The sequence below is a fragment of the Bacillus sp. FSL K6-3431 genome (genome assembly GCF_038002605.1).
In the GTDB taxonomy this organism is placed as follows: domain Bacteria; phylum Bacillota; class Bacilli; order Bacillales; family Bacillaceae_C; genus Lederbergia.
The window spans coordinates 4,510,649-4,532,083 of record NZ_JBBOCT010000001.1; the positions used below are offsets into that span (position 1 = coordinate 4,510,649).

The 21,435-nt window shown below is 38.3% G+C and carries 17 protein-coding genes; 16 read left to right on the forward strand and 1 reads right to left on the reverse strand.

The features are described from left to right. The first annotated feature begins 2 nt into the window (after positions 1-2). On the forward strand, positions 3-1,325 hold the full coding sequence (locus MHB53_RS21690) for an MFS transporter (protein WP_340922327.1): 1,323 nt from the start codon (positions 3-5) through the stop codon (positions 1,323-1,325). A gap of 170 nt (positions 1,326-1,495) precedes the next feature. After that, the gene (locus MHB53_RS21695) at positions 1,496-2,653 is read left to right on the forward strand and encodes an acetyl-CoA C-acyltransferase (RefSeq protein ID WP_340922329.1); all 1,158 of its coding nucleotides are present in this window, start codon (positions 1,496-1,498) and stop codon (positions 2,651-2,653) included. A gap of 183 nt (positions 2,654-2,836) precedes the next feature. On the opposite strand, the gene MHB53_RS21700 is transcribed toward MHB53_RS21695, so the two are convergent. Beyond that, a complete protein-coding gene (locus MHB53_RS21700; protein ID WP_340922330.1) occupies positions 2,837-3,016 on the reverse strand; it encodes a hypothetical protein in 180 nt (59 codons plus the stop codon). Positions 3,017-3,497: 481 nt separating this feature from the next. Here MHB53_RS21700 and MHB53_RS21705 point away from each other — a divergent pair, with 481 nt between their 5' ends. From MHB53_RS21705 to MHB53_RS21770, 14 genes are all read left to right on the forward strand, one after another. Further along, positions 3,498-4,853, forward strand: coding sequence for an ABC transporter substrate-binding protein (locus tag MHB53_RS21705; protein ID WP_340922332.1), 1,356 nt, complete (start codon positions 3,498-3,500; stop codon positions 4,851-4,853). A gap of 78 nt (positions 4,854-4,931) precedes the next feature. Next, positions 4,932-5,888: a carbohydrate ABC transporter permease gene (locus MHB53_RS21710; protein WP_340922334.1), complete on the forward strand. Its 957-nt coding sequence runs from the start codon at positions 4,932-4,934 to the stop codon at positions 5,886-5,888. Then, positions 5,885-6,760 (forward strand): carbohydrate ABC transporter permease, encoded by an 876-nt coding sequence (locus tag MHB53_RS21715; protein ID WP_340922336.1) that lies wholly within the window; start codon positions 5,885-5,887, stop codon positions 6,758-6,760. Before MHB53_RS21710 ends, MHB53_RS21715 begins: the two co-directional genes overlap by 4 nt. A gap of 70 nt (positions 6,761-6,830) precedes the next feature. Continuing rightward, on the forward strand, positions 6,831-7,496 hold the full coding sequence (locus MHB53_RS21720) for an aspartate/glutamate racemase family protein (RefSeq protein WP_340922338.1): 666 nt from the start codon (positions 6,831-6,833) through the stop codon (positions 7,494-7,496). Next, positions 7,497-9,011: an FGGY-family carbohydrate kinase gene (locus MHB53_RS21725; protein WP_340922339.1), complete on the forward strand. Its 1,515-nt coding sequence runs from the start codon at positions 7,497-7,499 to the stop codon at positions 9,009-9,011. A 1-nt stretch (position 9,012) separates the two neighbouring features. Continuing rightward, a complete protein-coding gene (locus tag MHB53_RS21730) occupies positions 9,013-9,933 on the forward strand; it encodes a class II fructose-bisphosphate aldolase (protein ID WP_340922341.1) in 921 nt (306 codons plus the stop codon). A gap of 73 nt (positions 9,934-10,006) precedes the next feature. Continuing rightward, positions 10,007-12,472 (forward strand): alpha-mannosidase, encoded by a 2,466-nt coding sequence (locus MHB53_RS21735; RefSeq protein ID WP_340922343.1) that lies wholly within the window; start codon positions 10,007-10,009, stop codon positions 12,470-12,472. A 100-nt stretch (positions 12,473-12,572) separates the two neighbouring features. Further along, positions 12,573-13,226, forward strand: coding sequence for a class II aldolase/adducin family protein (locus MHB53_RS21740; RefSeq protein WP_340922344.1), 654 nt, complete (start codon positions 12,573-12,575; stop codon positions 13,224-13,226). 4 nt (positions 13,227-13,230) lie between these two features. Further along, complete coding sequence (locus MHB53_RS21745; protein WP_340922346.1) at positions 13,231-14,520, forward strand: four-carbon acid sugar kinase family protein; 1,290 nt, start codon at positions 13,231-13,233, stop codon at positions 14,518-14,520. Between the two features lie 43 nt (positions 14,521-14,563). Continuing rightward, entirely contained in the window at positions 14,564-15,373 is an 810-nt protein-coding gene (locus tag MHB53_RS21750; RefSeq protein WP_340922348.1) for a DeoR/GlpR family DNA-binding transcription regulator, read from the forward strand. Between the two features lie 2 nt (positions 15,374-15,375). Beyond that, complete coding sequence (locus tag MHB53_RS21755; protein ID WP_340922350.1) at positions 15,376-16,011, forward strand: D-sedoheptulose-7-phosphate isomerase; 636 nt, start codon at positions 15,376-15,378, stop codon at positions 16,009-16,011. Then, entirely contained in the window at positions 16,008-16,985 is a 978-nt protein-coding gene (locus MHB53_RS21760) for an ROK family protein (RefSeq protein WP_340922352.1), read from the forward strand. The genes MHB53_RS21755 and MHB53_RS21760 overlap by 4 nt, the downstream gene beginning before the upstream one ends. Positions 16,986-17,323: 338 nt before the next feature. Further along, the gene (locus MHB53_RS21765; RefSeq protein ID WP_340922354.1) at positions 17,324-19,453 is read left to right on the forward strand and encodes a Sip1-related alpha-galactosidase; all 2,130 of its coding nucleotides are present in this window, start codon (positions 17,324-17,326) and stop codon (positions 19,451-19,453) included. Between the two features lie 167 nt (positions 19,454-19,620). After that, the gene (locus MHB53_RS21770) at positions 19,621-21,426 is read left to right on the forward strand and encodes an MBL fold metallo-hydrolase (RefSeq protein ID WP_340922356.1); all 1,806 of its coding nucleotides are present in this window, start codon (positions 19,621-19,623) and stop codon (positions 21,424-21,426) included. Positions 21,427-21,435 lie beyond the last annotated feature (9 nt).

Here is a 21,435-nt window from a genome sequence, read left to right on the forward strand (position 1 = left end):
AAATGTCCCAAAGTCATTTACAAGAGAAATCAGTTACAGTGGGCAAAGGCCTTTCCAAAGAGCATCGAAAAGTAGCGCTCGCTAGTTTTATCGGAACTACGATAGAGTGGTATGACTTCTATCTTTACGGTACGGCAGCTGCACTCGTTTTTCCGGCATTATTTTTTCCGAACTTTGATCCATTATATGGAACATTGGCTGCCTTTGGTTCATATGCAGCAGGGTTTATTGCACGTCCACTCGGTAGTATGGTTTTCGGACACTACGGAGATAGGCTTGGGCGTAAGAAAGTACTTACCATTTCGCTATTACTCATGGGGATTGCCACCTTCTTAATGGGAGTACTCCCAACGTACCAATCGGTTGGACTACTAGCACCACTATTAATCAGTCTCCTGCGTGTCATTCAAGGATTCGCGATCGGGGGCGAATGGGGATCAGCTGTTGTAATGGCTGTGGAACATGCACCGAAAGGAAAGCGTGGACTTTACGGAAGTTTTCCGCAAATGGGCGTTCCAGCTGGGCTACTCTTATCGACAGCTGTCTTTTCACTCGTATCAAATAATATGTCAAATGAAGCCTTCCTTACATGGGGCTGGCGGGTTCCATTTTTATTAAGCATCATACTTGTGCTTATCGGACTTTATATTCGTTTAAAGGTAAGTGAATCACCAGCATTTTTGGAAATGGCAGAAAAAAAGCAACAGGAAAAGCGACCTGTTGTAACAGTGTTACGTGAACAGAAAAAGCCATTATTCTTAACAATTGGAATGAAACTATTACAGAATGCTGTGTTTTATATTTATTCCGTATTTGTACTAACTTACCTTGTAACAACACATAATTTTGATCGTTCAGTTGGACTAAATGCAGTGATGATCTCCTCAGTGATCGGATTAGTGACAATGCCACTTTGGTCATATCTTTCTGATAAAATTGGACGTAAACCTGTGTACTTGTTTGGAACGATTGCTTCTACTCTGTTCATTTTACCTTTTTTCTGGATGATGGATTCAGGTTCGGTCATTTTAATCACCATTGGAATTGTAATTGGATTGAATGTTTTGCATGATGCAGTGTATGGACCACAGGCTGTATATTATTCCGAACTTTTTAGCACAAAGACACGTTTAAGTGGTGCATCGATCGGATATCAAATAGGAGCGATTCTAGCAGGCGGATTTTCGCCAATTATTGCCACAGCCTTATTAGCAAAATACGATGGGCAGTACTGGCCGATCGCAGTTTATTTAATTGCACTTGGGATACTTAGCATTATTGCAACGCTATATGCACGAGAAACGTATCGTGACTCATTGACATAAGAACTTTTAACCATTCAGCAGAAGTCCCCGACTTTTGCTGAATGAAGTTAAAGCCTCCGGCGGAATGTCACAGATTTTTAAGGGGAAGTTTATCGAGAGAGCTCGATAAAATCTGGACGCAATTCCGCCAAGGCGTAATTGATAAATATGAGATGTTAGGGTGATTTGTTTTGAAAAAAGCTGTGTTATTAGATGGAGTTCGCACACCAATTGGTCGATTTAAAGGCGTTTTTCATACAAAATCAGCTGTAGAATTAGGTGTTAAGGCAGTTTCTGAGCTTGTTCGCCGTTATCCTGAAGCAACGCAAGCGGATGGTGTCATTCTTGGTCAAGTCATTCAAGCAGGCCAAGGTCAGAATCCTGCACGTCAAGTTGCAATGAACGCTGGGATCGGCATTCATTCGCCAGCTATCACGCTTAATAATGTTTGTCTTGCTAGTTTAGCTTCCGTTTCTGATGCTGCTCGCCGGATAGAAAGAGGCGAAGGGGAATTATTCGTTGTTGGAGGTTTTGAATCGATGACGAATGCTCCACACGTTTCTAACATGCGTAAAGAAGTTAAAATGGGGTCTGTGGAATTTGGAGATACGCTTAATGATGGATTACGGTGTGCGCTCTCTGATGAATCGATGGGCGGAGTTTCCGAAAAGGCAAATCGCACATTTAATATTAATCGTCAAGATCAAGATGTGTATGCAGAACAATCGCAATTAAGGGCAGCGAAAGCTCAAATAGAAGGAAAGTTTAAGGGAGAGATCGTTGGGGTTACAGTGTCTGATCAACTTATTACAGAAGATGAGTGTATAAGATCACAAACTACACTAGAAAAATTGCAAAATCTTAAACCTGCATTTGAAAAAGATGGCACGATCACAGCAGGAAATGCGAGCCAAATGTCAGATGGAGCAAGCGCTGGCCTGATCTCAAGTTTAGAAACCTGTGAAAAAATAGGCAAATCTCCGCTTGCGACAATTATAGATTGGGCCTTTATTGCCGGTCCAGATCCAACATTACATCTGCAACCTGCAAATGCAATCAAATCCTTGTTAGATCGTACGCAATTACGACTATCTGATATTGATTTGTTTGAAATTAATGAAGCGTTTGCGAGTGTTGTGATTGCTAGTCAACGAGAGTTAGGATTACCATCAGATGTAGTGAATGTGAATGGTGGAGCAATCGCCTTGGGTCATCCTTTAGGTGCTAGTGGTTTTCGAACGTTATTAACACTTGCGCAAGAACTTAAACGCCGTGGTGGAGGTAGAGGTATTGCCTCCTTATGCGGTGGCGGAGGCCAAGGTGCGGCGGTATTGATAGAAGTAGAATGATATTATAATAGTTGAATGAAAAAGTGCTTGGACAAAGTTTTATTGTCTAAGCACTTTTTTGTGGAAATAATAGAGTTCAAGGTAGGAATCCGTGGAGTAATGATTAGTATTTATTTTTTGGTTTTCTTTTTAGAGGAAGGTTGCAGCAAGTAATATACGAAATTATCATTGATATACATTCATTTATATTATCCGCCTGCATTCGGCAGTATCGGCTTCATGCTCGATAGAACGAATGGATAAGCGTCCTAATATTTTTTCTTGTCTTAATTGATCAGCATCAAGCTGTTGAAACAATTCTTTATGCGATAATTGTTCCACTTTTAAGTTAGTAACTTCCCCGTGGTGTTTATGGATATCCAATGAAATACTTTCTAATTTAGCATCTGTTTCTTCTTGTCTATCACGAATGATTTTTACTATTTCCGTGTTCTCTTTTAATCGGGATTTAATTTGTTGTTGTTCTAGTTTGATATCTTTCAGTTCTGATTTTATCTCTTTTACTTGTGAATTAGTGTCCTCTCCATTCTACCTACATATTTGTCAAGAATTTTTAGAATATATCTATTCTAATTAATTGTTATTGGAATAAGGAGCCTTGAGCATGTTTTATTAGTTGTTGTATTGGGGTTTATGAGTTTTTTTGTTGAGGAAACCATTAAAAGTAGTCAGATTTTTTAAAAAACCAGTTGACATTGTAAGCGTGCTCATATAATAATGTTAACAAGGCAACAAAATACCACGTAAAGACCAATAAAAACACCATAAAGCATTATGAAGGCAAATGAACAAACTTAGAATGTGGTCTTTGTTGCTGGAAATTTAAATTTAAGGGGGAAGAAGATTGATAGGTTTTAATAAGTCTTACAAAATGTTACTCGTTCTTATTGTTGTCTTTAGTGTAATGTTGGTTGCGTGTGCTGGAAAGCCACAGTCACAGCCGGTAGAAAATTCAGATGGTAAGAGTTCAAGCACGGAGTCTGGAAAAGATAAGGTTGTTCTTGATTTTTGGACATTCTGGGGATCGGAAACACGCAAACCCATTATTGAAAAAATTATTAGTGATTTCAACTCTTCCCAAGACGAGATCGAGGTAAAACATACATATCTTCCTTGGGGTGATATTTGGACGAAGGCATTGGCTGCAGGTGCGGCAGGAAATCCACCTGATGTGATTATCAATGATATCAACACCGTTGCACAGCGGGCAGATAAAAAACAAAACACAAATCTATCGGAGTATATTAACAAAGAAGATGGTTTTGAGGATCAATTTTACCCTAATTTGTGGAGTCCGGTATTACATGATGGCGATGCTTATGCACTCCCTTTTACTACCGATACTTACATGCTTTTTTATAACAAAGAGGTCTTTAAAGAAGTTGGTTTAGATCCTGAACAACCACCTAAAACATGGGCTGAGGTTGAAGAGTTTGCTAGAAAAATAGACAAGAAAAACGGTGACCGTTATGAGAGGATTGGATTTTTGCCTCGTTATGGAGCTGGTCATAATATCTGGATGCTAAATGCAGATGGGCAATCATATTGGGACTATGATGCAAATGAACCTACAATCAATCAACCAACAGACGTTGAAACCCTTGAATGGATTGTAGATTACGAGAGTCATTACGGTCAAAAAGTGATCAACTCATTTACAGCAGAGTTTGGCTCAGAAACAGCTAATCCATTTATTGCTGGTAAAATTGGGATGTTTATCAATCCGGGTACATTTTATACTCAGATTCGTGATTATGGAGATGGTGTGGAATTCGGAATTGCACCATTACCGGCAAAGGAAGAAGGGACAGGAAATATTACATGGGGTGGCGGATTCGTAGCCGAGATTCCATATGGAGCCAAAAACACCGATGCATCTTGGGAATTTCTCAAATATTTAGCAGGCACGGAAGCACAAGAATATTGGGCTGTTAAAAACTTTGACAATGTGGCAAATATTGATGGTGCAAAAGCAGCGGCCGAAAGTTCGGAACTTTCGGAAGAAGGGCGTGCTACGTATGGAGCAACGGTAGAGAACTTAGAAAATACGATTTTAACACCAAATCCGCTTGAAGCTCCAGATTACACTACTTTAATAGATCCAGAAATTGAAAAAGCTTTACTGGGTGACCAGTCACCACAAGATGCATTGGATAAGGCCCAAAAAGCTGTGGAAAAGTTGATTGATAGTTCTAAATAACGACCATAAATGATTAGGGAGTGAGCATCCTTTCTGCTCCCTGATCATCTCATATTCAGGAAAAAGGGGATGAGAAGCATGCGTGCCTCACCAATAACCAAGTCAAAGAATCTTATCCGCAAAGAGAAGAAACCGATGTCTCTTGAGAGGAAAGAAAGTATACAAGGATACATATTTATTGCCCCGTGGATCATTGGCTTTTTATTTTTAACTGGGGGTCCAATTTTATTTTCTTTATACGGCAGTTTTACTAATTACGATGTCACTTCAAGGATGAACTTTGTCGGCTTTAGTAATTATATACGCATGTTCACTAATGATGATTTGTTTTGGACGTCTTTGTACAATACATTGTATTACGTTGCAATATCTGTTCCTTTAACTACAGTTGGGGCTGTTTTGTTAGGTGTTTTATTAAATCAAAATGTTCCTGGCATGAGGGTATTCAGGACTATTTATTATTTGCCAGCTGTTTTATCCGGTGTGGGGGTTTACCTGTTATGGATGCAATTATTAAGCCCAGATACTGGGTTAATAAATACTATTTTAAGTTGGGTAGGCATTGACGGTCCTGCTTGGCTCTCCGACCCAACTTGGACAAAACCGGCCCTAATATTTATGAAGCTCTGGAGTCTTGGTGGCGGAATGCTTTTATATTTGGCTAGCTTGCAAGGCGTTCCGAAATCTTTATATGAAGCGGCAGAGATGGATGGTGCTAATATAATTCACCGTTTTCGCCACATTACAATTCCAATGATTACACCGGTTATATTCTTTGACCTGGTTACAAGTTTAATTGGCGGATTCCAAATTTTTCAAGAGGCTTATGTTATGACAGAAAGTGGGAGCGGAGGTCCAGCTAATTCATTGGTATTCTTTAATCTCCATATGTGGAATAAAGCATTTAAGGTATTTGATATGGGGTACGCAATGGGGATGTCCTGGGTGCTCTTCGCGATTGTTTTTCTCTTAACACTTATAAATATAAAGCTTGCTCCACGGTGGGTGCATTATGAAGGGGAGGATCGAAAATGAATACAGTGACGCAAAAGAAAACAACTTATTTTGAAAGTTCGAAAAACAGAGAACGAATATTGCAAATTTTCGTCACTAGTATTTTGATCCTAGGCAGTATATTAATATTGTCACCTGTTTGGTGGATGATCGCTACTTCCCTAAAGGATATGAAAGAGGTTATGGCTTATCCACCGACTTTTTTTCCGAAAGAATTTCACTGGGAAAACTATAAAAGAGTATTAGATGCGGCACCATTTTTTGGATATGCTGCGAATACTCTAATCATAACATCTATAGGTGTAGTTGGTAGCGTTCTTTCAAACACTTTTGTAGCATATGGGTTTTCGAAGATCAGATTTAAAGGAAGAAATACATTGTTCGCAGTTGTACTTGCTACGATGATGATTCCAGGATTCGTTATGCTGATCCCTCAATATATTATCTTTTCTAAATTGGGTTGGCTGAATACATGGTTACCATTGATTGTGCCAGCGTTTTTTGGAAATGCCTTTTTTATCTTTTTATTGAGACAGTTTTTCTTAACAATACCAAATGAGTTGATTGAAGCCGCAAAAATGGATGGTGCTAATCACTTCTACATTTGGTGGAAGTTGATGATCCCTCTAACAAAACCTGTCATTGCTACTGTTGCTATTTTCTCATTTAACGGAGCTTGGAATGATTTTCTTGGTCCTTTACTCTATATAAATGACGAAGCGCTTTATACATTGCAACTAGGGCTCCAAGTGTTTAAAGGTCAAAGCAATACACAGTGGAACCTATTAATGGGTGGTTCATTAATGGTGCTATTGCCAGTTATCGTCCTTTTCTTTATTTTCCAACGATACTTTATCGAGGGAATGAATATCACAGCAGGAACGAAAGGTTAAGTTTTCATAAGTACAAATACACAATTTTATGCAAGAAAAGTATATTACTAAAAAGGAGCGCTATTGAATAATGGGTAATACATTGGCGATCATTCATACGACACCTGTTACAGTAGAATCTCTAAATACTTTGGCAAATGAGTTGTTACCTGAGTTTAATATAGTTAATTTTGTTGATGACTCTATCTTGCCACAATTAGCGGAGAATGGCGGGAAAATTGAAGAAGTGGAAGAGAGGCTAATTCAATACGCAAAATATGCCGAACAAGTAGGTGCGGATATTATTTTGAATGCATGCTCTTCGGTTGGAGAAGTGGTTGAAAAAGCGCGAGAAGCATTAAACATACCGATTATTAGGATTGATGAAGCGATGGCTGAAGAAGCTATTAAACTTGGTAGGAAAATTGGGATTGCTTCCACTCTTTCGACGACAATGAATCCTACGCTTAAATTATTGGAAGATACAGCACGAAAATATAATAAACAAATAGACTTTCAACCTGAGTTAGCAGGGGAAGCATATAAACGTTTAGTAAACGGTGATAAAAAAGGTCACGATGATTTACTTCTTGAAGTATTATCGAAACTAATGACAGAGGTAGATGTTGTCGTACTTGCACAGGCATCAATGGCTAGAGTTGTTGAGAAACTTCCGAAACAGCAGCAAGGTAGGTTTCTTACAAGCCCTAGGCTTGGAATGGAGAGAGTTAAACGAACGATGGAAGGGATCCAATAGATGACAACGACAACGCTTCTTGGAATAGATATAGGAACAACACATTGTAAGGTAGGATTATTCGATCTGTTCGGCAATAGCTTAAAAATAGCAAGCCGTAAAACGAAAACTCATTATCATACAAACGGTAATGCCTATTATAATCCGGAAGAAATTTTGGAAATTGTGTTACTTAACATAAAAGATGTTATTAAGGAAAATAGCAAAATAATTGCTGCTATAGGTATAACAAGTATGGCTGAAACAGGTCTACTGATTGACACAAAAACAGGTTTGCCCAAAACAGAAATGATCCCTTGGTTTGATAAACGTGCAATGGAAGAGGCAAAACGAATTGCTAAAGAAGCAGATCAATTTGAACGCTTTACAAAAACAGGAATACATAACAGCTATAAATATGGATTATCCAAGTTATTATGGCTGAAGAAACAAGATTCATCTATTACCAATAATGCGATTTGGCTTTCTGCCTCAGATTTTATCGCCTATAAGTTAACAGGTCAATTTGGGACCGATTATTCTCTAGCGGCAAGAACATATGGTTTTAGAATTGATAAAAAAATGTGGGATGTACCATGGCTTAACAATTTTGGCCTCGATGAAAAAAACTTTCCACTTGCACAACCAAGTGGAACACCAATCGGAGAGCTAAACAATGAGGAATATATTGCAAGCGGACTGCCTAAAGGGATTCCAGTTGCAATATCAGGTCATGATCATATTTGTGCTGCATTAGCAGTAGGAGCCATTAACCCAGGTGTAATCCTTGATTCAATTGGAACAGCGGAAACATTAGTAGGGACATTGAATGTACAAAAATTAGGGGAAAAAGAATACAAATCCGGCTTATCATACGGATGTCATGTCGTGAAAAATCGATACTTTTGGATGGGAGGACTTCCTGCTTCAGGTGGGTCAGTGGAGTGGATACGGTCGCAGCTTTCCGAAGTTACCTTAACATATGAAGAACTACAAGAATTATTGAATGAAACCACACAAAACCCTACAGGGATCTTATTTTATCCCTATTTGTCGGGGAGTGGTGCGCCGAATCTTAATCCATATGCAAAAGCAGCATTTATTGGGCTGGAAAGAAAGCATGAGAGAAAAGATTTACTAAAAGCAATATTGGAAGGTACAGCATATCATTTGGAATCTATACGCAAAGCTGCTGAATCTATTATAAAGAGTGATATCACAAAGGTAGTTGCTGTAGGAGGAGGAACGAAAAACAATCATTGGATGCAAATTAAATCAAATGTTTCGGGGTGTTCCTATTCGATTCCGGCAGTCACTGAATCATCCTTGCTTGGAGGAGCAATTGCTGCAGGGATCGGCGCAGGAATTTATAAAAATGAACAAGAAGCAACCGATTTAATAAATAGACAAAACCAAACAGAGATTAAACCAAATAAAAAATGCCATATTGCTTATCAATCATTATACAAAAATGGATATTTGAGAATGGAAAAACCACTTCGCATGTATTATCAAAATCTGCTGGGAGATGAGTGACATGACAACGAATACAAAACCAAAGAATGTAATAACTTTGAAGAAAATATTAGAAATGGCTGAAAAAGGCAGCTATGCAGTTGGCTCCTTTGCACCACGATATACAGATATGATACGCCCAATCCTGAGAGCAGGTCAGAAAACAGAATCACCAATAATTGTTCAAATATCTCAAAAAGAGATGATACGGTATGGGGTCTCACCTTTCGAATTTGCTGAAGAATTTTATACTGCAATTTCAGATGAAAATATAACGGTACCGGTTGTTCTCCATTTGGATCATACAAAGGAATTATCTGTTATTAAAAATACTATTCAAGCTGGATTTACTTCCGTGATGATTGATGCTTCTGAAAAGGAATTGGAAGAAAATATTGCTATTAGTAAGGAGGCTGCAGAGTACGCACATTCAAAAGGAGTGTCTGTTGAGGCAGAATTGGGGAAGATTGGTACCACTGATTTCGTTGAGACGGATAATGACGAAGAATTATATACAGACCCAGTTGAAGCACTTCGCTTTATCAATGAAACTCAAGCGGATGCATTGGCTGTTTCAGTTGGGACGGCACATGGTGTGTATGTTGTAAAGGAACCGAAAATTGATTTTGATCGATTAAAAGCAATTAGGGCGTTAACTCCAGTCCATCTCGTGCTTCATGGCGGATCAGGCGTTCCCCCGAAAATGATACAACAAGCGATAAAGCTAGAAGATGGAGGAGTCAGTAAGGTTAATATTGCTACTGATTTGGAAGTTTCTTTACTGAAAGCATTAGGAAAAGAAAAAAGTATGACCAATGCAGAGTGTAAGGCATTACCTAAAGATCAATTGGAAATCGCCCAATCTGCTGTTGAAAAAACGGTCACAGATAAGATCAATCAGTTTTTAAGAAGTAATAATCATGCAGCTGAGTTTCAACTATAAAATAACAAACAAATCATATAACAGAGAAAAGTTTTAATAATGTCATGTTTTATAAAAATGGGAGGTCTTAAACGTGAAGGAAGCAACTTTAGTAAAAAACGAACAAGTCTTAAAAACGAAACAACAAACATTGCATATGATTGGCAATGCCCACTTGGACCCAGTGTGGCTATGGCAATGGCAGGAAGGGTTTCAGGAAACAAAGGCAACATTCCGTTCGGCACTTGATCGAATGAAGGAATACGATGACTTTATTTTTACGAATAGTTCAGCAGCTAATTATGAGTGGATTGAAAATAACGAACCTGAAATGTTTGAGGAGATTAAACAACGCATTAAAGAAGGGCGCTGGGAAATTGTTGGTGGCTGGTGGATTCAACCCGATTGTAATATTCCAGGTGGAGAATCTTTTGTTCGTCAAGGGTTATACGGACAGCATTATTTTCAAAATAAATTTGGTGTAACCGCAAAGGTTGGCTATAACGTTGACAGCTTTGGTCATCATGGCATGCTACCGCAAATTCTTAAAAAGAGTGGGATGGATCACTATATATTCATGCGACCTAGCCCGCAAGAAAAAGGCCTGCCAGGACGTATCTTCTGGTGGGAATCTGATGATGGGTCTCGGGTATTAACGTATAGAATCCCGTTTGAATATTGCACATGGGGCAAGGACATTGAAAAGCATGTTCGTCGCAATGCTGGAGAATTAAAAGCTCCTTTTAATGATTTAATGTGCTTCTACGGTGTAGGAAACCATGGAGGTGGGCCAACGATAGAAAACATCGAAAGCATTAAAAGAATGAATAATGACCCGGAGTTTCCTAATCTTGTATTCAGTACACCAAATCGATATTTCGCTGAAGTGATTAAAAAAGACTTGCCATTCCCTGTTGTACATGATGACTTCCAACACCATGCAAGTGGGTGCTATTCCGTCCATTCCGGTATAAAGAAATGGAATCGTGAAGCAGAGAATATATTACAAACGGCGGAAAAGTTCTCATCAATTGCTAGTTGGACAACGGGACAAAAGTATCCGGAAAACTATGAATTGGCATGGAAGAACGTACTTTTTAATCAATTCCATGATATTTTGGCTGGCACAAGTCTTGAGGCAGCCTATGAGGATGCCCGAAATATGCACGGAGAAGCGATGTCAATTGCCAGCAGGGGTTTGAACTATGCGATCCAATCTTTATCGTGGCGAATTGATATTGAGGAAGAAGAAGGAATGAAACCAATCGTTGTCTTTAATCCGCATTCATGGGACAGCAAAGTAAATGTGGAACTTGAAGTTGGCGGCTTGAAAGATTCCTATGTATTAGTTGATGATGAAGGAAATGAAGTAGCACATCAAACCGTTCAATCATGGGCAACTGCAGGAGGAAGATATCGCATCAGCTTTATAGCTGAATTACCGGCATTGGGATACCGCGTATACAAAATTAGAAAACAAAATCCTAGCATGAAATTTCAAACGATTAAAGCAAATGATCATACGTTGGAAAACGATACATATCGTGTGGAGATTGACCCAAAGACTGGCTATGTGATAAGTCTTTTTGACAAATTGAAAAACTTAGAACTGCTTGAAGGTCCCGGGGCACGACCTGTTGTAATGAATGACAAGAGCGATACATGGTCCCATAATGTCTTGCATTATAATGATGAAGCGGGTCAATTCATCGCTAAAAGCGTTCAAAGAGTGGAACACGGTTCGGTTAAATCGGTCATACGAGTCGTTAGTGAGTACGGAAAGTCGGTATTAGTGCAAGACTTTACGATGTATCGTGAGTTAAACCAAATTGATGTGCACGTAACCGTAAATTGGCAGGAACAATTTAAAGCCTTGAAATTAAAGTTCCCAGTAGATCTTGTCTTTAGAAAAGGAACGTATGAAATTCCTTATGGACATATTGTGAGAGAGTGTAATGGGGAGGAAGAACCAGGACAAAGTTGGATTGATATCTCTGGGACACATCCATCCACAGGTGAAATGTATGGTCTAAGCATTTTAAATGATGGAAAATACAGCTTTGATATTCATAATAAAGAAATGAGCATGACGGTTTTACGTAGTCCGATTTATGCCCACCATGATCCGCTTGAACCGGTAGCGGATGGACATTATACATTTATCGATCAAGGAATCCAAACATTTACCTATTCATTAGTACCACATGTAGGGAATTGGGAAACAGCAGGTATTGTCAAAAAGGCAGCGGAATTGAATCAAAAGCCAACAACTATTATCGAGACATATCATAAAGGTGCGCTTCCACAAAAGGATTCTTTCATATCGATTGATGTAGACAATATCATTGTAAGTGTTATTAAAAAAGCAGAAGACAATGATGATTTAATAGTCCGTGCCTATGAAACAACGAATAGTGAAACCAAAGTGAAAATTGAATTACCCAAATGGAATCGAGTGATAAGCACAACGTTTAAACCATCGGAAATTAAGACGTTCCGCATTCCTAGTGAGCAATCAGAACCGGTAAAAGAAACAAACATGTTGGAATGGGTCGAATAAATTTATCTTGATGAAAGGCAGTAATCCCCTCACCTTAAAAGTGAATATTACAGGTGGGGGAAACTGTCTATTACATTTTCAAAAGAAAGGAAGAGGGAAGTTGATAAACAGAGCTGAAGCTCGGGACCAATTGCAGGCAGTCGGACATTATATGATGGAAAATCAATTAGCTTGGGGTAATGCAGGAAATATTAGTGCACGAGTTGCTGCTGATCAGTATTTAATTACAGCTAGTGGAACATACTTGGGTGAGTTAGGTGAAGGTGATTTCACACATTGTAACTTTAACGGGAATATTTCTTTCGTTGATCGTAAACCATCGAAAGAGATGCCTATGCATAAGGCGATTTATGAGGAAAGACCCGAGATAAATGCGATTCTTCACGCATCCCCATTTTATAGTACATTGGTTGCGTGCTCTGAGATTGAAATACCTGCAAACCTATTTGTGGAATCGATGTATTATCTTGAACGAATTGAGCGAGTTCCCTACCATCATCCAGGGTCAGTTGAGTTAGGGGAAGCTGTGAGAGAGAAGGCATCTAAGGCAAATATCCTCCTTTTGGAAAATCATGGTGTGCTCGTCTATGATACAAGTGTGCAAGAAGCGCGTATGAGTTTGCAGACGCTTGAGATGGTTTGCCGAATGATCGTCACTGTGGAAAAGTCTGATATTAAGTTAAGTGCATTATCAAATGAAACGGTAGACGACTTCCTTCATCATTCTGGTTATAAGCCTAAAAGAAAGTGGTGAAATCATGATTGGTGTTGTAGCAGATGATATTACGGGTTCAAATGATATAGGAATAATGTTTGCTAAGTCGAGCTATATAACAGATATCTTTCATTATAAAGAATGGGATCTATTAACAAATGTAGCGAAAGAAAAGCGTGATGCTTTGATATTGGATACTGACTCTCGTTTTGATCAACCTGATGTCGCATATGAAAAAGTCTATAAAGCGACAATGAACTTAAAAAAAGCGGGAGCTAAACAGTTTTTTAATAAAACTTGCTCCGTTTTTCGAGGGAATATTGGCGCTGAATTTGATGCAATGCTAGATGCATTAGGAGAGGAATTTGCAGTTGTTGTTCTTGGCTTTCCCAAGAATGGGAGGACAACGATGGAAGGGATTCATTCCGTTAATGGTAAAAAGTTGGAAGACTCCGAGTTCCGAAATGACCCCATGCATCCGATGATTAGATCCAACCTGGTAGAGATTTTACAAACTCAAACGAAACGAAAAGTGGGATTGATTAACTATAAGGTAATACAGGAAGGGCCAAAGGCAATAATATTAGAACTAGAAAAGCTTAAAGGGGAATTTAATTATGTTATTTTTGATGTAAAAGGTCAAGAAGATCTTCGGATCATTGCACAGGCTGTTCATGATGTTACGGTTTTTTGTGGAAGCTCTGCATTGGCAGAAGAACTTCCAAGCGTTTGGCCACAAAAAAAGGGTGAGAAATTGTCGTTGGACCTGCCAGCTTATTCACATGATAATGGATTACTCTGTGCTGCAGGAAGCCTGATGCCACAATCCGCAAGCCAAATTGACTATATGCGAGAAAAAGGTGTAATTGTCATTGAACTCGACACGCTTCAATTGTTTGAACTAGAAAGAAGAAGTTATATATTAGAAAAGTTGTCTCATCAAATTATTTCCTATATACAACAAGGATCTGATGTTGTTCTACATTCTTCAAATGATAATGAAGCGGTTAAGCGAACAAAATCATTGGGATTGTGCAAAGGTTTTAACCAAACGGAAATCTCAAGGTTAGTTTCAGGAGCCATCGCCGAAATAGTTCAAATGGTTGTACATCGGACCGGACAAAACAGACTGCTTGTAGCGGGTGGAGATACTTCTGCAGCCGTTTGTAGTAAAATGGGCATTCACGGGATGCGGGTATGGAAGGAAATTCAACCTGGTTTACCTTCGTGTGTTTCATATTCCGACCCACCAATTTTACTAATATTAAAATCGGGTAGTTTTGGTCAACCAAACTTTTTTGAACAAGCATTTACTCATTTGAAAAGTCAATAATTGGTTAATTGTAATTTTTCCGGTGAAGGAGTGGTACATAGTGATGGCTGTTGAACGACAAAAAAAAATTAGAGAAATTTTAATGGAAAATGGAAGTGTAGAGGCCCTTGAATTAGTCCGGCAATTTGGCGTTTCAAAGGAAACTATCCGCCGGGATTTAAATCAAATGGAAAAAGACGGTTTCATCCAAAAAAAATATGGCGGTGCTATTTTGATAGAAGAGCAAGAAAAGACGCCAGATTTTATTTTACCTGTTCATCAAAGAAAACTGCAGTATTTTAAGGAAAAGAATGAAATCGGCAAACGAGCAGCTAAATTAGTTCAGGAAGAACAAATTATCATTCTTGATGCGGGGACAACAACGTGGTGCACAGTTAAATATTTGCATCACTTGGAAAAAATAACCGTCATTTCTAATGGATTAAATGTAGTGGAAGAATGTAGTAAAAATGATGCAGCTTCTATTTATTTATTAGGGGGTCAGCTGAGGAAAAATTCAATGAGTTTAGTCGGACCGCAAGTGGAAGATGAACTTAAAAAGTATAATGCGGATTATGTATTTTTGGGTACTTCAGGATTTTCCCTTCACCAAGGGTTTATGAGTTCAGACCTATATGAGGCAGAAATAAAACGGGCAATGGTGTCAGCTGGGAAAAAGGTAGTCTTACTGGCTGATCATAGCAAATTTGAAAGGACTGGTCTTACTTCCTTTTGTGGTTTTAATGAAGTAGATATATTGATTACCAGTGATCTAGTGAACGAAGAAGTTCGCAAAGAAATTGAAAAATTCGGCGTTGAAGTGATCGCAATTTCATATCAAGAAAATAATGAAGAGAAGGAGGAGAAAGGATAAAAATGGATTATGAACTTATTAACCTAGTAAGAAAATATCCCGATTTGTCCATTTGCAGTTCAGATATAGAGACAGCTTTTCAATTACTTAAGGCAACGTATCATGATGGGGGAAAGCTACTACTCTGTGGGAACGGAGGTAGTGCCTCGGATTGTGAACATATTGTAGGTGAGTTAATGAAAGGCTTTCGTTTAAAACGATCTGTTGATGATCCATTTAAACAGAAACTACAACGCAACTTCCCTGCTGACTCTGAATATATGTCAAGTCATTTACAAGCAGCGCTTCCTGCCATATCATTAGTTAGCCATACTGCATTAATTAGTGCATTCGCCAATGACGTTGCAGCAGATATGATCTTTGCCCAGCAAGTGTTTGGATATGGTAAAGACGAAGATACACTAATTGGTATAAGTACATCCGGCAACTCGGAGAATGTGTTAAATGCTTTAAAAGTAGCCCGAACAAAAGGTTTAAAAACAATTGGTATGACTGGAAAAAATGGTGGGCAGATGAAAAAAATATGTGATGTAACGATATGTGTGCCAATGGAAAACACACTTGATATACAAGAGCGGCATTTACCAATCTATCATACACTTTGCATCATGTTGGAGGAGGAGTTCTTTGGACAATGAGTATCCTAGCTGGAATAGATATTGGTGGTACTAAATGTGCAGTTTCAATTGGAAAGACTACTGACCAGTCAGTGGAAATGATCGCCAAAGACCATTTCCTAACTCCAGACACTCCGGAGCAAACATTGAAGCAACTGATCGAAACATTAATGAATCTCTTGGATAATCTGAACATGGATTCAATTGATTCAATTGGTATCAGTTGCGGAGGCCCATTGGACAGTAAAAGTGGACTAATCCTTTCTCCCCCAAACTTGCCTAATTGGAATAATGTTAATGTCATTCGACCTTTTCAAAAACAATTTTCTGTTCCCGTCGGTTTACAGAATGATGCTAATGCTTGTGCACTCGCAGAATGGAAATGGGGGGCTGGACAAGGGTGCAAAAACATGATTTTCCTTACTTTTGGAACCGGAATGGGAGCAGGTTTGATTCTGGATGGAAAGTTATATTCAGGAACAAATGATAATGCTGGGGAAGTTGGTCACGTCCGATTGGAAGAGAAAGGTCCGGTAGGATACGGAAAAGCGGGTTCTTTTGAAGGTTTTTGCAGTGGCGGGGGAATCGCAAATTTGGCACAGACAAAAGCGATGGAGCATCTTTCTAACGGTAACGAAACTATATTTTGTCAGTCGCTAGATGAAATATCGAATATAACAACTAAGAAAGTAGGGGAAGCAGCGCAGGCTGGCGATCCACTTGCAATAGAAGTATTTCAAACCGTGGCAAGAAAACTTGGAAAAGGATTAGCGTTTATTGTAGACATTTTGAATCCGGAACGTATTGTCATTGGAAGCATTTATGGACGACAGCAATCATTATTAATGCCGATTGCGCTGGAGGTTCTTAAAAAGGAAGCATTGCCGCAATCATTGGAAGTATGTGAGATTGTATCTGCTGGGCTTGGTGAACAAGTCGGTGACTATGCTAGTTTGTCTGTAGCATTAAATACATTAGAAAGTGTCCATTCTTAAGGGAAAAAGAAATTCTCCTACAGGCAGAGTCTTGGCTTGAAAGGAAGTTGATGAACTGTGGATATACAAAGCCTATTATTGGATTAGGACATACTGCAGTTAAAACTCCTAACATTAAATAGCTCGTGCCAAATATTGTAACATCTGAAAGTACCTATTATAATTTCTCCATTTGTGCCCTATCCATAGCTTTCTTTGTTACAAGGATACAATAGCCTTTATTAATGAAAGCGGGAACATGATTTTAATAAGAGGTTTTGTTATATCAAGAACTTATACTTATCGGGTCTTACTAATGGTTTAAAAACTAAAAACATTACTTATTTGAAGGAGATAAAATGGCACATCCTAAAATTAATATTCATTGTAAATCCAATATCATTTTAGGTGATATAGGCCTATCGGTTACATTAAATGATCATTCGAATGTTGAACTTACGTACAAAGATACAGTTGAACATAATGGTAAAGATCACCTAGGAAACTATGAAAATATCCTCCATCATTTTTCTGATCCGGCAGAGACAATATCATTAACACTACAGCTGAAAGTGTATCACGAAGTCACTTTTGCGTTTGTAGATGCCACGATAAAAAATGAAAGAATACAAGGCAGACATCATTACTTTGCACCTGAAGGATGTATTTCTATAAGGGTTGGAGATATAGGTGAGATACAAGGTTTAATGGCCAACTATCAGCATAAGGACTGGTGGACTCGCCCTTACTTTGGCCATGACATTTCATTTCTTCCGGAAAGGACACAATCTTTACTTTGGAAAACGGAAGAAAATCTCAATTACATAATACCTGTTGTTGATAAGGAGTACAGAACAGATTTTGCAGGTGGAGAAAAAGGCTTGACTATTAAGCTTTCATCCTTTACAGGTGGATATGATCAATGCCAAACACTGGCCTTTGCAATTGGAAGTGGCGATAATCCATTCAAACTTTCCGAGAGAACGATTATAGCAACACTGAAAATGTTAGGCTTTCCAACATTACCACGGGAAAATAAGCACTATCCTGAAATTTTGGAATATCTCGGGTGGTGTAGCTGGGATGCGTTGTATCACCAAGTTAGTGAAAGTGGAATCATTGAAAAAATGGAGGAACTTGAGGAAAAAGAGCTACCGGTCAAATGGGTAATGATTGACGATGGTTGGCTTAATGTGAATGAAAATCGTCTTGTATCATTTGATGCAGACAAGGAAAAGTTCCCTAATGGGCTTCACTCCATATCCAAAAGGCTTAAAGAACAATTCGGTGTTAACTGGGTCGGCGTATGGCATACGATAACTGGGTATTGGGGAGGTATTCACCCTGAAAGCGATCTTGCAAAAACAATGGAACGATCTCTTTATATGACAAATAGTAACAAGTTAATTCCAAATCCCGATCCAAGTAAAGGCTTTGATTTCTGGAATACATGGCATAAGGCACTTAAAAAGGAACATATCGACTTTGTAAAAGTAGATAGTCAAAGTGCCGTTAATAATTTTATGATGTACCATGATGCAATTGGCAAAACTGCTCGAGGAGCGCATGTAGGATTAGAGGCATCTGTCGGCATTCATTTTGACCAGTGCATTTTAAATTGTATGGGGATGGCTTCTGAAAATATTTGGAATCGTCCTATATCAGCTGTTTCTAGAAATAGCGATGATTTTGTTCCAGGTGAAGAAATCAGTTTTAAGGAACATGCCCTCCAGAATGCCTATAATTCTTTTTATCATGGCCATTTCTATTGGGGAGATTGGGACATGTATTGGACTAAACATGAAGAGGATGTACAAAATGCTGTTTTGAGAGCGGTCAGCGGTGGCCCAGTCTATTTCAGTGACCGTATAGGTGAAACAGACCCTTCCAAAATTTGGCCATTAATTTTAAGCAATGGCCGGATTCTGCGAGCAGATCGACCAGGACTACCAACCAAAGACTGTTTATTCATAAATCCTAATGAAGATGCCGTCCCATTAAAGATCTGGAATACGACAAATGGTGTAGGGATCATCGCTGTTTTTAACATCCATTTGCACGATGAGCAGGTAAATGGAACAATTTCTCCAACAGATGTTCCAGGACTTGCTGGAGATAAATTTGCCATTTACGATTATTTTAATAAAGATATAACAGTAATCGGAAAGGAAGAAAAGTTAGACGTTTCACTAGAAAAAGAAGCGGCCCAATTATTTTTAATTATACCTTTAGTAGAAAAGGTTAACCCTATTGGTTTAATCAGAAAATATTTGGCACCACTAACGATTTCAAAACAATTTCATTATGAAAATAAATTGGTCATTCATTTAGTAGAGGGCGGTCAATTTGGATTTATTTCAACTGAAAGACACCTAACCGCAATAATTAATGGGAAGGAAACTGCTATTTTACAAATGGAGGAAAATTACTATACGATTGATTGCTCAAAATATAAAGAAGAAGTAGTTATAGAAATAGTGCATGGATGAACTTTATGATTTGGAGAATAAACATTTGCCAAATATCAAAAAGCGAAAATGAAACTACTTATAGTACTGGTGAACAAAATGAAATTTCCCATTTGAAAGACAGGCGGAGTGGATAACTTATAACCCTTTGATAGGTAGGTTTATTGGAAAGGGGAGGATGAATTACAATGAAACAAATTTCTACCAATCTTTTTCTATATGAGGATACGTGCAATGTTTATATCATTCGAAAAGAAAAAACTGCTATCCTAATCGATTTTGGGGATGGCGGGGTATTAGAAAAGCTTTCATCGATAGGAATCAAAAGCGTATCTGATATCCTTATGACTCATCATCATCGGGATCAAGCCCAAGGTTTACATAAAGCAGTAAAAGCAGGTATTCGAATATGGGTGCCACATGTAGAACAAGATTTATTTCATTCAATGAATGAACATTGGAATGCTAGAGAAATAGATAATAATTATAATATGAGACAGGATAGGTTTTCGATCCTTCACTCTGTACCTGTGTATAATATATTAAAAGATTATTCTATGCATGTTTTTCATGGGATGAAATTCAACATTTTGCCAACACCAGGTCATACTATGGGGTCTATTACGATTATGGGACAAATAGATGGTAAACATGTTGCCTTCACGGGAGATTTGATTTATGCACCTGGAAAGGTTTGGTCAATGTCAGCAACTCAATGGTCATATAACGGCGGAGAAGGGATCGCATTAAGTGTACTTTCTTTATTGGACCTAAAAGATCAAAACTTTGATTTGTTGCTCCCATCCCATGGTCATATCATGGATCACCCAATTGAAGCGATAGATCTATTGATAGAACGTTTTACTAAATTAATGACAGCACGAAAACAAAATCCAAGACTTTTACAATTACGAGAAAAACCATATGAAGCGATAACACCCCATCTATTAAAAAACCGCACAAGTATGGCAAATTCATATGTATTATTGTCGAAAACTGGTAAAGCATTATTTATTGATTTTGGTTACGATTTTATTGGTGGAATGGCGGCTGGTTCAGATCGAGCTTCAAGAAGACCTTGGCTGTCTACCCTATCAAAGTTGAAAGAGGAGTTCAATGTTAATAAAATAGATGTTGTTATTCCAACTCATTATCATGATGATCATATTGCCGGAATAAATTTGTTAAGGGATGTAGAAGGGACAGAAGTCTGGTGTCCAGAAAACTTTGCAAATATATTGGAGAAGCCAAAGAATTATAACTTGCCGTGCCTTTGGTACGACTCAATAAAAGTAGATAGGAAACTGGCTCTTTACCATAAAATCCAGTGGGAAGAATATGAATTTACTTTATATGAACAGCCAGGCCATACCCTATACGCGGTAGCTATTAGCTTTCAAATTGATGGAAAACAGGTAGTAGCAATTGGTGATCAATATCAAGGGGATGAGGGCGATTATAATTATGTCTATCATAACAAATTTCGAATAAAGGATTATGTTGATAGTGCCGAACTATATAAAAAAATCAAACCTGATATTCTTATTTCCGGCCATTGGGACCCTATTTATGTGACTGAGGATTATCTCCAGTTAATTGAGGAAAAAGGAATATTGTTACAAGAACTTCATAATGATCTGCTTCCCTTAGAAGAAATCGATTTTGGTGTAGAAGGTTTTGGAGCTACAATCTTGCCCTACCAATCATTTGTGCGGGCAGGGGAAACCTTTTCAGTAACAGTAGAAATCAAAAACCCATATCCAATAGAGACACTGGTAAGAACCAGCATGGTTACACCTAAGGATTGGGAAGTTGAAAAGAAAATATATGAAAGAATAGTATCTGGTAATAAAAGTGTTTGTTTTCAAACTTCTATTACTATTCCTAAAGGAACGACAGGATATAGAGAAAGAATTGCTATCGACATAACAGTGGGAGATCAACAGTTTGGACAACATGCTGAGGCGCTTGTCTCAATTATGAATAGTAAATAATGTATTTGA

Coding starts and splice junctions, on each gene's coding strand:
- MHB53_RS21690 (WP_340922327.1), top strand. CDS start 3: ATGTCCCAAAGTCATTTACAAGAGAAATCAGTTACAGTGGGCAAAGGC.
- MHB53_RS21710 (WP_340922334.1), top strand. CDS start 4,932: ATGCGTGCCTCACCAATAACCAAGTCAAAGAATCTTATCCGCAAAGAG.
- MHB53_RS21715 (WP_340922336.1), top strand. CDS start 5,885: ATGAATACAGTGACGCAAAAGAAAACAACTTATTTTGAAAGTTCGAAA.
- MHB53_RS21720 (WP_340922338.1), top strand. CDS start 6,831: ATGGGTAATACATTGGCGATCATTCATACGACACCTGTTACAGTAGAA.
- MHB53_RS21725 (WP_340922339.1), top strand. CDS start 7,497: ATGACAACGACAACGCTTCTTGGAATAGATATAGGAACAACACATTGT.
- MHB53_RS21730 (WP_340922341.1), top strand. CDS start 9,013: ATGACAACGAATACAAAACCAAAGAATGTAATAACTTTGAAGAAAATA.
- MHB53_RS21745 (WP_340922346.1), top strand. CDS start 13,231: ATGATTGGTGTTGTAGCAGATGATATTACGGGTTCAAATGATATAGGA.
- MHB53_RS21750 (WP_340922348.1), top strand. CDS start 14,564: ATGGCTGTTGAACGACAAAAAAAAATTAGAGAAATTTTAATGGAAAAT.
- MHB53_RS21755 (WP_340922350.1), top strand. CDS start 15,376: ATGGATTATGAACTTATTAACCTAGTAAGAAAATATCCCGATTTGTCC.
- MHB53_RS21760 (WP_340922352.1), top strand. CDS start 16,008: ATGAGTATCCTAGCTGGAATAGATATTGGTGGTACTAAATGTGCAGTT.
- MHB53_RS21765 (WP_340922354.1), top strand. CDS start 17,324: ATGGCACATCCTAAAATTAATATTCATTGTAAATCCAATATCATTTTA.
- MHB53_RS21770 (WP_340922356.1), top strand. CDS start 19,621: ATGAAACAAATTTCTACCAATCTTTTTCTATATGAGGATACGTGCAAT.